9 protein-coding genes are annotated in these 15,911 nt (G+C 63.2%); 3 read left to right on the top strand and 6 right to left on the bottom strand.

Translation table 11 applies throughout. The features are described 5' to 3' along the window. Positions 1-46: 46 nt before the first annotated feature. Complete coding sequence (locus HX881_RS06010; protein ID WP_017126860.1) at positions 47-1,315, bottom strand: O-acetylhomoserine aminocarboxypropyltransferase/cysteine synthase family protein; 1,269 nt, start codon at positions 1,313-1,315, stop codon at positions 47-49. Positions 1,316-1,486: 171 nt separating this feature from the next. After that, the gene (locus HX881_RS06005) at positions 1,487-1,981 is read right to left on the bottom strand and encodes a DUF2165 family protein (protein WP_017126859.1); all 495 of its coding nucleotides are present in this window, start codon (positions 1,979-1,981) and stop codon (positions 1,487-1,489) included. 147 nt (positions 1,982-2,128) lie between these two features. Here HX881_RS06005 and HX881_RS06000 point away from each other — a divergent pair, with 147 nt between their 5' ends. Further along, positions 2,129-2,965: a 23S rRNA (adenine(2030)-N(6))-methyltransferase RlmJ gene (locus HX881_RS06000; RefSeq protein WP_177083438.1), complete on the top strand. Its 837-nt coding sequence runs from the start codon at positions 2,129-2,131 to the stop codon at positions 2,963-2,965. Positions 2,966-3,130: 165 nt separating this feature from the next. On the opposite strand, the gene msrA is transcribed toward HX881_RS06000, so the two are convergent. From msrA to aceE, 4 genes are all read right to left on the bottom strand, one after another. Then, a complete protein-coding gene (gene msrA / locus HX881_RS05995; RefSeq protein WP_017126857.1) occupies positions 3,131-3,778 on the bottom strand; it encodes a peptide-methionine (S)-S-oxide reductase MsrA in 648 nt (215 codons plus the stop codon). Between the two features lie 79 nt (positions 3,779-3,857). Beyond that, the gene (locus tag HX881_RS05990) at positions 3,858-6,551 is read right to left on the bottom strand and encodes a sensor domain-containing phosphodiesterase (RefSeq protein ID WP_177083436.1); all 2,694 of its coding nucleotides are present in this window, start codon (positions 6,549-6,551) and stop codon (positions 3,858-3,860) included. Positions 6,552-6,879: 328 nt separating this feature from the next. After that, positions 6,880-8,835: a dihydrolipoyllysine-residue acetyltransferase gene (aceF, locus tag HX881_RS05985; protein ID WP_103032944.1), complete on the bottom strand. Its 1,956-nt coding sequence runs from the start codon at positions 8,833-8,835 to the stop codon at positions 6,880-6,882. An 11-nt stretch (positions 8,836-8,846) separates the two neighbouring features. Continuing rightward, positions 8,847-11,492, bottom strand: coding sequence for a pyruvate dehydrogenase (acetyl-transferring), homodimeric type (aceE, locus tag HX881_RS05980; RefSeq protein ID WP_017125128.1), 2,646 nt, complete (start codon positions 11,490-11,492; stop codon positions 8,847-8,849). Positions 11,493-11,876: 384 nt separating this feature from the next. On the opposite strand from aceE, the gene glnE reads away from it, so the two are divergent. Beyond that, complete coding sequence (gene glnE / locus HX881_RS05975) at positions 11,877-14,816, top strand: bifunctional [glutamate--ammonia ligase]-adenylyl-L-tyrosine phosphorylase/[glutamate--ammonia-ligase] adenylyltransferase (RefSeq protein ID WP_177083434.1); 2,940 nt, start codon at positions 11,877-11,879, stop codon at positions 14,814-14,816. A 60-nt stretch (positions 14,817-14,876) separates the two neighbouring features. After that, entirely contained in the window at positions 14,877-15,911 is a 1,035-nt protein-coding gene (gene waaF / locus HX881_RS05970; RefSeq protein WP_177083432.1) for a lipopolysaccharide heptosyltransferase II, read from the top strand.

Raw genomic sequence — 15,911 nt, 5'->3', positions numbered from 1 at the left:
ACTGATCGGCAAGCGGCCCGTCTCCCTGGAGACGGGCCGTTTTGTTTCAGGCGCGCAATGCCTGTTGCAGGTCTTCGAGGAGATCCTCGATCGCCTCGATGCCGACCGACAGGCGAATCATCTCCGGCTTCACCCCGGCCTTGGCCTGTTCCGCAGCGTTCATTTGCCGGTGGGTGGTGGAGGCCGGGTGGCAGGCCAGGGACTTGGCGTCGCCGATATTCACCAGGCGCTTGAAGATCTGCAGGGCATCGTAGAAGCGCACGCCGGCTTCGTATCCGCCCTTGAGCCCGAACGACAGAATCGCCGAAGGCTTGCCCTTCATGTACTTGAGCGCCAGCTCATGGTGGGGGTGGTCCTGCAGGCCGGCATAGCTGACCCAGGCGACCTGGTCGTGGGCCTTGAGGAATTGCGCCACCTCGAGTGCGTTGTCGGTATGTCGCTCCATGCGCAAGGCGAGGGTTTCCAGGCCCTGCAGCAGCAGGAAGGCGTTCATCGGCGCCAGTGCGGCGCCGGTGTTGCGCAGCGGGACTGTCCGGGCGCGGGCGATAAAGGCCGCCGGGCCGAACTTTTCCGTATAGACCACGCCGTGATAGGCGGCTTCCGGGGTATTGAGGCCGGGGAATTTTTCCGGATGGTCGGCCCAGGGGAAGGTCCCGGCATCGACGATCACCCCGCCCAGGGAGTTGCCATGTCCGCCGACGTACTTGGTCACCGAGTGCACGACGATATCGGCACCGAACTGGATCGGTTTGCACAGGATCGGCGTCGCCACGGTGTTGTCGACCATCAGCGGTACGCCGTGGGCGTGGGCTACCTCGGCGAAGCGTTCGAGATCGACGATATTGCCCGCCGGATTGCCGATGCTTTCGCAATAGACCAGCTTGGTATTCTCGTCGATCAGTTCGGCGATGGCTGCGGCGGAGTCATCGCGGGCGAAACGGACCTCGACGCCGAAGCTCGGCAACAGGTGGGCGAAGAGGGTGTAGGTGCCGCCATACAGCTGTGGCGTGGAAACGATATTGTCGCCGGCCCGGGTCAGGGTCTGGATCGCGTAGTGAATCGCCGCGCTGCCGGCGGACACGGCCAGTCCGGCGATCCCGCCTTCGAGGGCTGCCAGGCGTTGTTCCAGCACATCGTTGGTGGGGTTCATGATCCGGGTGTAGATATTGCCCGGTACATCCAGGTTGAACAGGTCGGCGCCGTGCTGGGCGTTATCGAATTCGAAGGCGACGTTCTGGTAGATGGGTACGGCTACGGCCTTGGTGGTCGGGTCCGACTTGAAACCGTGATGGAGCGCAATCGTTGCGTCTTTCATAAAGTCTCGACTCAGTGAAATTCCATTAATGAGCACTGCCAGGCAGTTGCGGTCGCTTAATGGTCTCGTGTGTCTGAGTCGCCAATGACCTCCGGGTCCTGTACCCGTTGTCGGACCGCAAGCCGGTGCGCCAGTGTCCGATACTGGCGCCTGGTCGGCAAGTGACCTGGCTCAAGCCGGCTCGTTGTCCGCCTGATTGACGAAGATCAGTACACCGAGCACGGCCATGTAGAACCTGAAGGCGCCTTCCTGGCCATTCCAGATCTGCGATTGCCACATCAGGAACCATTCGCCGCCGACCACCATGAAACCGAAGAACCAGACCAGGAAACCCACGGTAGCGCCAGCGATGACCCCTTTCTTTGCCCGGTCGAAGCTGGCGGCATCGGCCTTGCGCGCTCGCCACAGGGACAGTGCGCCCGCGGCCAGCAGCACCGCGGTCAGGCCCTCGCCGAAGATGATCAGCCAGTAGGCCGCGTGCCACAGCAGCGGGGTGGTGATCGCACGGTACATCGCGGCATTGTGCGCGAAGGTGGTGTCCATGCTCAGCACATGACTGACGAAGGCGAAGTTGGAGCCATAGTCGGTGACGTTGTTGAAGGTGACCATAAAGGCGAAGGCGGCAAGGGCGAGGCTCAGGACGATCTTGGCGTAGCGGACGGTCATTGTTTTCGGGTCCTTCGTGGGCGGGAAAGGGACGTTAGCACGGCCGATGGCGGGAAATATGTCAGCGCCCGACCCTGCCGTTTGTACGTTGCGACCTGACGGCGGGTGGACCACAAGGTAAACTTCGCCTCCTTCGCAGGAGTCGCCATGAACTACCGTCACGCCTTCCACGCCGGCAATCACGCCGACGTCTTGAAACACCTGGTCCTGACCCGCCTGATCGCCCTGATGGCGCGCAAGGAACAGCCGTTCGCCTACCTCGACAGCCATGCCGGCATCGGCCTGTATGACCTCAAGGGCGACCAGGCCAGCCGCACCGGCGAATACCTGGAGGGGATCGCCCGCTTGTGGGGCGAGCAGGACCTGCCCGCGGTAACCGCCGATTACCTGCGCGTGCTGCACGAGATGAACCCGGATGGCGAGTTGCGCTATTACCCCGGCTCGCCGGAACTGGCGCGGCGCCTGAGCCGGGCCCAGGACCGTGTGCTGCTCAATGAAAAGCACCCGGAAGACGGCAAGCTGCTCAAGGACAACATGAAGGGCGACCGGCGTGTGGCGGTGCACCTGGGCGAAGGCTGGCATGTTGCGCGGGCGCTGTTGCCGGTGCCGGAAAAGCGCGCGGTGCTGCTGATCGATCCGCCGTTCGAGCAACTGGACGAGATGCAGCGTTGTGCCGCGTCGCTGAAGGAAGCCATTGGCCGTATGCGTCAGACCGTGGCGGCGATCTGGTATCCGATCAAGGACCAGCGCGCCCTCAAGCGTTTCTACCAGGACCTGGCCGGCACCGGGGCGCCGAAGTTGCTGCGGGTGGAGCTGCTGGTGCATCCGCTGGATACGCCGGCAAGCCTCAATGGCTCGGGCCTGGCGATCGCCAACCCACCGTGGGGCCTGGAAGAAGAGTTGCGCGAATTGTTGCCATGGCTGGCGCAGAAGCTGGGTCAGACCCAGGGCGACTGGCGGATGGACTGGCTGATTGCCGAGTGAGTGGCATTTGCGCTCTTGGGTGTTCACCCAAATACTGAAAACACCTCCCACCTTGTAGGAGCCGGCTTGCTGGCGATCCGCCGAAGGCGGCCATCCACCCCGGATCTTCGGCGATAGCAAGAGCGCTATCGCCGGCAAGGCGGCTCCCACAAGGGAGCGCTGTCATCAGATCGGGCAGGTCACGCCCGTGCCGCGGATCCCGCAATAGCCTTCGGGGTTCTTCGCCAGATACTGCTGGTGATAGGCCTCGGCGTAGAAGAAAGTCGGCGCCTCGTCGATTTCCGTGGTGATGCTGCCGTGGCCGGCCTTGCTCAGTTCGGCCTGGAACACCTGCTTGCTCTTCAGCGCCGCTTCCAGTTGTTCCGGCTTGGTGGCATAGATCACCGAGCGGTACTGGGTGCCGATATCGTTGCCCTGGCGCATGCCCTGGGTCGGATCGTGCAGTTCCCAGAACAGTGCCAGCAGTTCTTCATAGCTGACGATTTCCGGCTCGTAGACCACCAGCACCACCTCGCTGTGGCCGGTCAGGCCCGAGCAGACTTCTTCGTAGGTAGGGTTCGGCGTGTAGCCGCCGGCGTAGCCCACCGACGTGCTGTAGACGCCCGCGCGCTGCCAGAAGCGCCGCTCCGCGCCCCAGAAGCAGCCCAGGCCGAAGATCGCGAATTCCACGTTGCCGGGGAAGGGGCCCAGCAGCGGGTTGCCATTGACGAAATGTTTGTCCGGAACCGCGATAGGGGTTTCGCGGCCAGGCAGAGCTTGTTCTTTGGTAGGGAGCACGTTTTTGTTCACCAGGATTTCCGAGCGCAAGACCATGTCGCAGTCCTCTCAGTCAGGTTGAAATGAGCTGTAACTATGAAATAGACCGACAGTGTGCCCGAGTGTTACAGCGCTGTCAGGTCAGGGGGCCGCGTGGATAGCGTTTGAGCTGGCGCACCAGTTCGATTCCGGGGATCGGCCGGTCGAACAGGTAGCCCTGGCCGACGTCGCAACGGTGGCGGCGCAGGAACGCCAGTTGCTCGGAGGTCTCGATGCCTTCGGCGACCACCTTGAGTTTCAGGTTGTGGGCCATGGCGATCACCGCGGAGGTGATTTCCATGTCGTCCTGGTTGTCCGGGATTTCATGGATGAAGCTGCGGTCGATCTTGATGATGTCGATCGGGAATTTCTTCAGGTAGCTCAAGGACGAGTAGCCGGTGCCGAAATCGTCCATGGCCAGGGTCAGGCCGAGCTTTTTCAACTGGTCGAGTTGCTGGCGGGTGTCTTCGGTGGCTTCCAGCAGCAGGCCTTCGGTCAGTTCCAGCTCCAGCAGCGACGGCGGCAGTTGCTCTTCCTTGAGGATGCTGGCGATGGACGCCACCAGGTCCGGATCGGAGAACTGCTTGGGCGACAGGTTGATCGCCACCTGCAGGTTGCCCAGGCCGCGGGCGGTCAGTTCCTTGCTCATGCGGCAGGCCTGGCGGGCGATCCACTTGCCGATCGGAATGATCAGGCCGGTTTCTTCGGCGACGCTGATGAACTGGTCCGGGCGGATCATGCCTTTTTCCGGATGGTTCCAGCGCAACAGCGCTTCCATCCCCAGCAGGCGCCCGCTGCGCAGGCACAGCTTAGGCTGGTAGAACACGTCCAGTTCGTTCTGGGTCAGGGCGCGGCGCAGGTTGTTCTCGACGAACAGCTTGTAGCTGGCTTCGGCGTTCAGCGCTTCGGTGAACACCTGCACCTGGTGCTTGCCGTTGGCCTTGGCCTTGTGCAGCGCGAGGCCGGCGTTGCGCATCAGGGTCTGCGGGTCGCGGCCGTGCAACGGCGCGCTGGCAAGGCCGACGGAGCCGGTGACGCTGATCAGCTGGTTGTCGACGAACATCGGCTTGTCGAGGGTGGTCAGCAACTGGCTGGCGATCTGCTGGCCGGTTTCCAGGTCGGTATCGTCCAGCAGTACCGCGAATTCGTTGCTGGCAAAGCGCGCCAGGCTGCCGCTCGGGCTCAGGCTGTTGCGCAGGCGCCGGGCCAGGCTGATCAGCAGCTTGTCGCCGGTCTGGTGGCCGAGGCTGTCGTTGATCCGCTTGAAGTTGTCGATATCCACCAGCAGCAGGCTGATGGGCGAGTCGCTGTCGCGGGCGAAGCGCTCGTCGAGGTTGCGGATGAACGCCGGGCGGTTGCCCAGGTTGGTCAGGTTGTCGGTGTAGGCCAGGCGCTCGATGCGTTGTTGGGCGAGCTTGGTCTGGGTGATGTCTTCGTAGATGCCGATGTAGTGGGTCAGTTCGCGGTTGTCACCGTAGACCTTGGAAATCGACAACTGGCCCCAGTAGGGTTCGAGGTTCTTGCGCCGGCTCTTGAACTCGCCCTGCCAGCTGTTGCTCTTGGCCAGGCTCGACGGTGCGTCGAACAGCAGCTCGCTGAGGTTTTCCAGGGCCGGCAGCTCGGAGAGTTTCTGGCCGTGGACTTCCTCGGTGCTGTACTGGGTGATGGCGGTGAAGCTCGGGTTGACGTACTCCACCACGCCGTCGCAATTGACCAGCAGGAAGGCGTTGGCGCTCTGCTCCACTGCCCGCTGGAACAGGTGCAGGGCGCTGGTGGCGGTGCGCCGGTTGTGGTTGTTGATGACCTGGGCGAACTGGTCCGCCAGCTCTCCGGCAAAAGCGATTTCATCCGATTGCCAGGCGCGGGTCTGGCCGGTCTGTTCCAGGCACAGCACGCCGACCACCTGGCCGTCGATACGGATGCTGGCGTCGAGCATGGCATTGGTGTCGCGGGGCCGCAGGCTTTCGGCCATCTCCCGGGTACGCGGGTCGCGAATGGCGTTGTGGGCGTCAATGGCGCGGCTGGTGTGCAGGGCTTCCAGGTAGTCGGGGAAGTTGCTCGCGTCGATCACGTCCGGCAGCACGTATTCCTGGCTGGCACGGTGATAGGCGGAGATCGGCACCAGGCGCTGATCCTCGAGGTTCCAGATACTCGCACTGTCGATTTCGTAGATGTCGCAGGCGCTGCGGGTGATCAGCTCGGCGGCTTCCTGCAGCGAGTTGTTCAGGCTGTAGCGCTGGCGGGCCAGGCGCAGGATCAGGTCCTGCTGGGCACGCACGCGGTCCAGGTGCAGCAGTTGTTCCTGCTGGGCGCGCTGGTTCAGTTCGAGGGCGATCTGCAGGCGGCTGTTCTGGGTCTCCAGGTCGGCCACGGGCAATCCCGGCTCCTGGCCGAGCAGCCCTTCGACCACCAGCAGATAGCCGCGCAACAGGTGGCGGTTATGCTGTTTGTAGGCTTCGCCGAGTTCCAGCAGGGTCAACGGGCCCTGAGCGGTGTGCAGGGTGTAGCGGATCAGGTAATGCGGGCTGTCGACCAGTTGCGTCTGGATCGCGTCATGCAGGCGATAACGCGCTTCCGGCTCCATCAGGCTGGCATAGGGCGAGCCGACGAGGGCGCAGAGTTCGATGGCCGGCAGGCCGAACTGGCGTTCGCAATTGGGATCGAGAAACAACAGCGCCCAGCTTGCTTCATTCAGCCGTTCGAAACGCAGCATGCCGAGCCGCGAGGGCACCGGCAGTTGCGTCACTACCTCGGCCGCCAATCTATTGGCGACATCGGGTTGGCTTTTCATTGAGAGCTCGCTTCAAGAGTACTGATCACGCGGGGTAATGACCCTTTTTCTGGCGCGTTGGGCAAGGTTGCATTAAGCGGGTCGGGCTGACAAGCAGAACAGTGGCTCCGTGCCTTCAATGTATCGGCCGGGGTGTGAAAATCTTCAGAAAAGGGCGATGGGCGGAAGGCGCTTGGCGCTCTGCACCGTACCTTTGCGTGGTGCTTTCGCGTGGCGGAGGGCGGGCAAAAAAAAGCCCCGCCAGTTGGCGGGGTTGAGGTACGAGCGTGGCGCTCGGAAATCGCTACGGCGAACCCGGCTTCCTCGCGAGAGAAAGCCGGGTCGCGGGTTACAGCAGGATAGTACGGATATCCGCCAGCAGGTCGCTCAGGCGCTTGGTGAAGCGCGCCGCCGCGGCACCGTTGATCACACGGTGATCGTAGGACAACGACAGGGGCAGCATCAGCTTCGGCTGGAAGGCCTTGCCATCCCAGACTGGCTGGATGGCGGCCTTGGAAACGCCGAGGATCGCCACTTCCGGTGCGTTGACGATCGGCGTGAAGCCGGTGCCGCCAATGTGCCCGAGGCTGGAGATGGTGAAGCAGGCGCCCTGCATGTCGTCGGCGGAGAGCTTCTTGGTCCGGGCCTTTTCAGCCAGGGAAGCCGCTTCGGCAGCGAGTTGCAGCAGGTTCTTCTGGTCGACGTTCTTGATGACCGGTACCAGCAGGCCATCCGGGGTGTCGACGGCGAAGCCGATGTTGACGTACTTCTTGCGAATGATCGCCTTGCCGCTCGGGGCCAGCGAACTGTTGAAGTCCGGCAGTTCCTTGAGCAGGTGCGCGCAGGTCTTGAGCAGCAGCGGCAGGATGGTCAGCTTGACGCCAGCCTTCTCGGCCACGGCCTTCTGGGCCACGCGGAACGCTTCCAGCTCGGTGATATCCGCCGAGTCGAACTGGGTCACGTGCGGCACGTTCAGCCAGCTGCGGTGCAGGTTGGCGGCGCCAGCCTGCATCAGGCGGGTCATCGGCACTTCTTCGGTTTCGCCGAAGCGGCTGAAGTCCACGACCGGGATCGGCGGGATACCGGCACCACCGGTTGCGCCGGCAGCAGCGGCCGGTGCTTCCTTGGCCTTCTGCATCATGGCCTTGACGTAGACCTGCACGTCTTCCTTGAGGATACGACCGTGCGGGCCGCTTGCGCTCACCGCGTTCAGCTCGACGCCGAATTCGCGGGCCAGCTGGCGTACCGCCGGGCCGGCATGAACCTTGGCGCCGGAATTGGCCGGTGCGACAGCCGGAGCGGCGGCGGGGGCTGCAGCGGCAGGCGCTGGAGCCGCTGCCTGGGCCGGTGCGGCAGGTGCTGCGGCGGGGGCCGGTGCGGCGGCCGGGGCTGCGCCCTTGACCTTCAATTTCAGGATCAGGTCACCGGTACCGACTTCGTCGTCCAGCTTGATCGATACGCTTTCCACGACACCGGCGGCCGGCGACGGGATTTCCATGCTGGCCTTGTCGGATTCGAGGGTGATCAGCGATTGATCGACTTCGACGGTGTCACCGGCCTTGACCGAGACTTCGATGATCTTGGCCTTGCCCGACGAGCCGATATCCGGCACGTGGATGTCCTGGACGCTGTCGGCTGCCGGAGCAGCCGGTGCAGCGGCTGGCGCTGCTGCTGGAGCGGCGGCAGGCGCGGCGGCCTGGGCCGGTGCCGGAGCTGCGGCCGAGGCGGCGCCCGCGACTTTCAGGACCAGGATCAGGTCGCCGGTACCGACTTCGTCGTTGAGCTTGACGCTGATGCTTTCCACGACGCCGGCGGCCGGCGAAGGGATTTCCATGCTGGCCTTGTCGGACTCGAGAGTGATCAGCGACTGATCGGCCTCGATGCTGTCGCCGACCTTGACCGAGATCTCGATGATCTGGGCCTTGCCCGACGAACCGATGTCCGGCACGTGCACTTGCTGGGCCGAAGCCGCGGCAGGTGCGGCGGCGGGAGCGGCAGCCGGTGCCGGCGCAGCGGCTGGAGCCGCCTTGGCAGCAGGCGCAGGAGCTGCCGCTGGGGCCGCGGCGGCGGCGCCTTCGACTTCCAGCTCAAGCAGTTCGTCGCCTTCTTTCAGGCGGTCGCCCAGCTTCACTTTCAGGCTCTTGATGATACCGGCCTTCGGGGCGGGCACTTCCATGCTCGCCTTGTCCGATTCCAGCGTCAGGATGCTCTGGTCGGCTTCGATGCGGTCGCCGACCTTCACAAACAGTTCAATTACTTCACCTTCACCGCTGCCGATGTCAGGTACGCGAATGAGTTCGCTCACAGGGTGTCTCCTCAGCAGTCCAGTGGGTTGCGTTTTTCCGGGTCGATCCCGAACTTGACGATGGCCTCGGCCACCACTTTAGGTTCGATATCGCCACGGTCAGCCAAGGCTTCCAGGGCTGCCAACACCACGAAATGACGGTCGACTTCGAAGAAGTGACGCAGCTTCTTGCGGCTGTCACTGCGGCCGAAACCGTCGGTACCGAGGACTTTGAACTCCTTGGATGGGACCCACTGGCGGATCTGTTCAGCAAACAACTTCATGTAGTCGGTAGAAGCGATCACCGGACCCTTGCGGCCGTTGAGGCATTCCTCGACGTAGCTCAGCTTCGGCTTCTGGCCAGGGTGCAGGCGGTTGCTGCGTTCCACTGCCAGGCCGTCGCGGCGCAGTTCGTTGAAGCTGGTGACGCTCCATACGTCGGCGCCGATGTTGAATTGCTCGCGCAGGATCTTCGCCGCTTCACGCACTTCGCGCAGGATGGTGCCGGAGCCCATCAGTTGCACGTGGTGAGCCGCTTCCTTGGTGTCTTCCTCGAGCAGGTACATGCCCTTGATGATGCCTTCCTCGGCGCCGGCCGGCATGGCTGGCTGCTGGTAGGATTCGTTCATCACGGTGATGTAGTAGAAGATGTCCTGTTGCTCTTCGGTCATCTTCTTCATGCCGTCCTGGATGATCACCGCCAGCTCGTAGCCGTAGGTTGGATCGAAGGTGCGGCAGTTCGGGATGGTGGCGGCCAGGATGTGGCTGTGACCGTCTTCGTGTTGCAGGCCTTCGCCGTTCAGCGTGGTCCGGCCGGCGGTGCCGCCGATCAGGAAGCCACGGGTACGGCTGTCGCCGGCGGCCCAGGCCAGGTCGCCGATACGCTGGAAGCCGAACATCGAGTAGAAGATGTAGAACGGCAGCATCGGCTGGTTGTGGCTGGAGTACGAAGTACCGGCAGCGATGAAGGAGCTCATGGCGCCCGCTTCGTTGATGCCTTCCTCGAGGATCTGGCCCTTCTTGTCTTCCTTGTAGAACATCACCTGGTCTTTATCGACTGGCTCGTAGAGCTGGCCGACGGAGGAGTAGATGCCCAACTGACGGAACATGCCTTCCATACCGAAGGTACGGGCTTCGTCCGGGATGATCGGAACGATGCGTGGGCCGATTTCCTTGTCCTTGACCAGTTGCGCGAGGATCCGCACGAAGGCCATGGTGGTGGAGATTTCACGGTCGCCCGAACCGTCGAGGATCGCCTTGAGGGTATCCAGGGACGGCGTCGGCACGCTGAAGCTCTGGGCACGACGCTGTGGCACGAAACCGCCCAGTGCGGCACGGCGCTCGCTCAGGTAGCGGGCTTCGGCGCTGTTTGGCTCAGGCTTGAAGAACGGCAGGTTTTCCAGCTCTTCGTCCTTGACCGGGATGTCGAAGCGATCGCGGAACAACTTCAGGCTGTCGACATCGACTTTCTTGGTGTTGTGCGCGGTGTTTTTCGCTTCGCCGGCACCGGTGCCATAACCCTTGATGGTCTTGGCCAGGATGACGGTCGGTTGTTCCTTGTGGTTGACCGCTTCGTGGTACGCCGCGTAGACCTTGTACGGGTCGTGGCCACCACGGTTGAGCTTCCAGATCTCGTCGTCGGACAGATCGGCGACCATCGCCTTGAGTTCAGGCGTGTTGAAGAAGTGCTCACGGACGAACGCGCCGTCCTTGGCCTTGTAGTTCTGGTACTCGCCGTCGATGACTTCGTCCATGCGACGTTGCAGGATACCGTCGACGTCCTTGGCCAGCAGTGGGTCCCAGAAACGGCCCCAGATGACTTTGGTGACGTTCCACTGGGCGCCACGGAACACGCCTTCGAGTTCCTGGATGATCTTGCCGTTGCCGCGAACCGGGCCGTCGAGGCGCTGCAGGTTGCAGTTGATGACGAAGATCAGGTTGTCCAGCTTCTCGCGGCCGGCCAGGGAGATGGCGCCGAGGGATTCCGGCTCGTCGCACTCGCCGTCGCCCAGGAAGCACCAGACTTTCTGCTTGCCTTCCGGAATGAAGCCACGGGCTTCCAGGTACTTCATGAAGCGTGCCTGGTAGATCGCCTGGATCGGGCCCAGACCCATGGATACGGTCGGGAACTGCCAGAAATCAGGCATCAGCCAAGGGTGCGGGTAGGACGACAGGCCCTGACCGTCGACTTCCTGGCGGAAGTTGTTCATGTGTTCTTCGGTGATGCGGCCTTCCATGAACGCGCGGGCGTAGACGCCTGGCGAGGTGTGGCCCTGGAAGTAGATCAGGTCGCCGCCGTGTTCGTCGGTCGGGGCCTGGAAGAAGTAGTTGAAACCGATGTCATACAGGGTGGCGCTGGAGGCGAAACTGGAGATGTGACCGCCCAGGTCAGAATCTTTCAAGTTCGTGCGCATTACCATGGCCATCGCGTTCCAGCGCACCAGCGAGCGAATGCGGCGTTCCATGAACAGGTCGCCAGGCATGCGTGCTTCGTGGGTGACGGGGATGGTGTTGCGGTAAGGCGTGGTGATGGCGTAGGGCAGTTGCGAGCCGCTGCGGGTCGCGAGTTCGCCCATACGGGTCATCAGGTAGTGAGCACGGTCTTCGCCTTCTTTGTCGAGAACCGATTCCAGGGCGTCCAGCCATTCCTGGGTTTCGACGGGATCGAGGTCTTGCATGGCTTGCTCCAGGGCGGAAAGGCTTCCAGAATCGGTTGCCTGAGTTTGCGACTGGCCTTGTGGGCAGACGACATAAATTCTTGGATGGTCCGGAGGTTGTTCCGGGGGTTCTGTAGTTTTACTACAAATCGTCAAGCATTTCAGCCTTCCGAATGTATAGACGAGTAGTAAAACTACAGATCAGCGAGCGAAAACTTCCTGTTACGTTGTGAGAATAATCGATATTGTTGGTCGAAAATAAACATTATCAGGTGGGCGCTTGATGTTGGCTGCCAAGAAAAACCGATTATCAGCTATTTCTAACTTTTGTTCGACAGTCCTTTTCAGAGCGTGTTTCTCGCCATCACAGTTTGCGGCTGCTTGTTCGCCGATCAAGGATAGACCATGAGCCTACCTGCACTGGCCGTTTTGCCGGCCATTCTCCTGCCTTTTGTCAGCCGCGCCGAGCAGTCGTTCCGCACGGCCGTCGCCGCGCTGGACGACGACCACGGCCTGGCCGGCTGGTCGCCCGAGCGCTGGGCGGACTTCGCCAGGGTCAGCGCCGCCAGCGACTTCTTTATTGAACAATCGGTGCGTGACCCTTTGATGTTGCTGGAACTGGTGCAGTTCGGCGACCTGGATCGCGGCTTCGCTCCGGGAGAAATGTGCGGGCAGATTGCCGCCGCGGTGCAGCAGGCGCAAAGCGAGGATGAGCTGGGGCGCCTGTTGCGGCGCCAGCGGACCCGTCAGCAGGTGCGGATCATCTGGCGCGACCTGACGCGCCAGGCGGACCTGGTACAGACCTGTCGCGATCTCTCGGACATGGCCGATGCCAGCATCGACCAGGCCTACCAGTGGTTGTACCAGCGTCATTGCCAGCAGTTCGGCACGCCCACCGGTCGGCGCAGTGGCGAGCCACAGCAGATGGTCATTCTCGGCATGGGCAAGCTCGGCGCCGTGGAGCTGAACCTGTCCTCCGACATCGACCTGATCTTCGCTTACCCGGAAGGTGGCGAGACTGTCGGGGTAAAGCGCCCGCTGGACAACCAGGAATTCTTTATCCGCCTGGGGCAGCGACTGATCAAGGCGCTGGACCCGATCACCGTCGACGGATTCGTCTTCCGTGTCGACATGCGCCTGCGGCCTTATGGTTCGGCGGGTGCGCTGGTGCTGAGCTTTAACGCGCTGGAGCAGTATTACCAGGACCAGGGTCGCGACTGGGAACGCTACGCGATGATCAAGGCGCGGGTGGTGGCCGGCGACCAGGTGGCGGGCGCGCAGTTGCTGGAGATGCTGCGACCATTCGTCTATCGGCGTTACCTGGATTTTTCTGCGATCGAAGCGTTGCGCACCATGAAGCAACTGATCCAGCAGGAAGTCCGCCGCAAGGGCATGGCCGAGAATATCAAGCTGGGCTCCGGTGGTATCCGCGAGGTCGAGTTCATCGCCCAGGCGTTCCAGCTGATTCACGGCGGGCGTGACCTGAGCCTGCAGCAACGGCCGTTGCTGAAGGTCCTGGGCACCCTCGAAGGCCAGGGTTACCTGCCGCCGGCGGTGATCGCCGAGTTGCGCAACGGCTACGAATTCCTGCGCTACACCGAGCATGCGATCCAGGCGATTGCCGATCGCCAGACCCAGATGCTGCCCGATGACGAGAAGGATCAGGCGCGTATCGCCTTCATGCTCGGTTTCGACAACTGGGCGGGGTTCCATGAGCAATTGATGTACTGGCGTGGCCGGGTCGACTGGCACTTCCGTCAGGTCATCGCCGACCCGGACGAGGAAGATGGCGAGGAATGTCAGGTCGCCGTGGGTGGAGAGTGGCTGCCGCTGTGGGAAGAAGCCCAGGATGAAGAGGCCGCCAGTCGCCAGTTGGAAGAGGGCGGGTTCAAGGACGCGCCAAAGGCGCTGAAGCAACTCGCGGCCTTGCGCGGCAGTCCGCAATTGCGCGCCATGCAGCGCCTCGGCCGGGAACGCCTCGATGCCTTTATTCCGCGCCTGCTGGCCCAGGCGGTCGAGCACGCCGATCCGGACCTGGTGCTGGAGCGGGTGCTGCCCCTGGTCGAGGCCGTCGCACGGCGCTCCGCCTATCTGGTGTTGCTCACGGAGAACCCCGGTGCGCTGCGCCAGTTGCTGACCTTGTGCGCCGCCAGTCCGTGGATTGCCGAGCAGATCACCCGTTTCCCGATGTTGCTGGACGAATTGCTCAACGAAGGCCGGCTGTTCAAGCCGCCGTTGGCACCGGAGCTGGCCGCCGAGTTGCGCGAGCGCCTGACGCGGATTCCCGAGGACGACCTCGAGCAGCAGATGGAGGCCTTGCGGCACTTCAAGCTGGCGCACCGGCTGCGGGTTGCCGCCTCGGAAATCTCCGGCAGCCTGCCGCTGATGAAGGTCAGCGATTACCTGACCTGGCTCGCCGAGGCGATCCTCGAACAGGTGCTGGCCCTGGCCTGGCGCCAGACCGTCGGCAAGTACGGCTCGCCACAACGGGCGGACGGCACCTTGTGCGATCCCGGCTTTATCATTGTCGGTTACGGCAAGGTCGGCGGGATCGAACTCGGGCACGGCTCGGACCTCGACCTGGTGTTCATCCACGACGGCGACCCGAATGCCGAGACCGATGGCGCCAAGCCGATCGACACGGCGCAGTTCTTCACCCGGCTGGGGCAGCGGATCATTCACCTGCTGACCACCCAGACCAACTCCGGCCAGCTCTATGAGGTGGACATGCGCCTGCGGCCATCCGGCGCTTCCGGTCTGCTGGTCAGCTCCCTCGGGGCCTTCGAGCGTTATCAGCAGAACGAGGCCTGGACCTGGGAGCACCAGGCGCTGATCCGCGCCAGGGTACTGGTGGGTTGCAAGGACGTCGGGAGCGCTTTCGAGAAAGTCCGCGCGGCGGTGCTGGGGCGCGAGCGGGATCTGCCGACCCTGCGCCAGGAAGTCAGCGAGATGCGCGCCAAGATGCGCGACAACCTCGGCAGCAAGGCGACTGCCGCCGGCACCGCGGCCAATGCCTTTGATGCCGCGGCGCCGTTCGACCTCAAGCAGGACGCCGGAGGTATCGTCGATATTGAATTTATGGTGCAATACGCGACCTTGGCCTGGTCGAAAGAGCACCCGGCGTTACTGCGCTACACGGATAATATCCGCATTCTCGAGGGGTTGGAGCAGGCCGGGCTGATCCCCGCGACCGATGCCGCCCTGCTGCGCGAGGCTTATAAGGCCTACCGTTCCGCCGCCCATCGCCAGGCCTTGCAGAAGGAAGCCGGCGTCATCGGCGGTGACCAGTTCATGGTCGAGCGGCGCGACGTGATGCGGATCTGGGCTGAACTGGGACTAAGCTAGGACGGCCACACGCAAAGACCGGGGAGGCCACAGGCCTCCCTGATCGTTTCCGGGATATTTATGAAGATTCTCATCGTTGGGCCCAGCTGGGTCGGTGACATGGTGATGGCTCAGACACTCTTCCAGTGCCTGAAGCACCGCCACCCGCAGTGCGAGATCGATGTGCTGGCCCCCGAGTGGAGCCGCCCGATTCTCGAACGCATGCCCGAAGTGCGTGCGGCCTTGAGCTTTCCGCTCGGCCACGGAGCCCTGGAGCTGGCCACCCGTCGCCGGATCGGCAAGTCCCTGGCCGGCCAGTATGACCAGGCGATCCTCCTGCCCAACTCGCTGAAGTCGGCGCTGGTGCCGTTTTTTGCTGGCATCCCGAAACGCACCGGCTGGCGCGGCGAGTTCCGCTACGGCCTGCTCAATGATGTGCGCAAGCTGGACAAGGAACGCTATCCGCTGATGATCGAGCGGTTCATGGCCCTGGCCCATGAGCCGGGTGCCGAGCTGCCGACGCCTTATCCGCGGCCGAGCCTGCGGATCGACCCGGCCAGCCGCGAGGCGGCGCTGGGCAAGTTCGAACTGGCTCTGGACCGCCCCGTCCTGGCCTTGTGCCCCGGTGCCGAGTTCGGTGAGTCCAAGCGCTGGCCTTCGGAGCACTACGCCAAAGTCGCCGAGGCGAAGATTCGCGAAGGCTGGCAGGTCTGGCTGTTCGGCTCGAAGAACGATCATGGCGTCGGCGAGGATATTCGCCAGCGGCTGATTCCCGGCCTCCGTGAAGAAGCGGTGAATCTCAGTGGCGCGACCTCGCTGGCCGAGGCCATCGACCTGCTGTCCTGCGCTGATGCCGTGGTGTCCAACGACTCCGGCCTGATGCACGTGGCCGCGGCGCTGAACCGCCCGCTGGTGGCGGTCTATGGTTCGACGTCCCCGGGCTTCACCCCGCCGTTGGCGGACCAGGTGGAAATCGTCCGGCTGGGCCTCGATTGCAGTCCGTGTTTTGACCGTACCTGCCGCTTCGGCCATTACAACTGCCTGCGCCAACTGATGCCGGCCCCCGTGAACGAAGCCTTGCAGCGCTTGCAGGGTGCCCCGGTCGAGGTCGAGTAA

This window comes from Pseudomonas gingeri, from assembly GCF_013386115.1.
Lineage (GTDB): Bacteria > Pseudomonadota > Gammaproteobacteria > Pseudomonadales > Pseudomonadaceae > Aquipseudomonas > Aquipseudomonas gingeri.
This window is presented reverse-complemented; position numbering and strand designations above follow the sequence as displayed.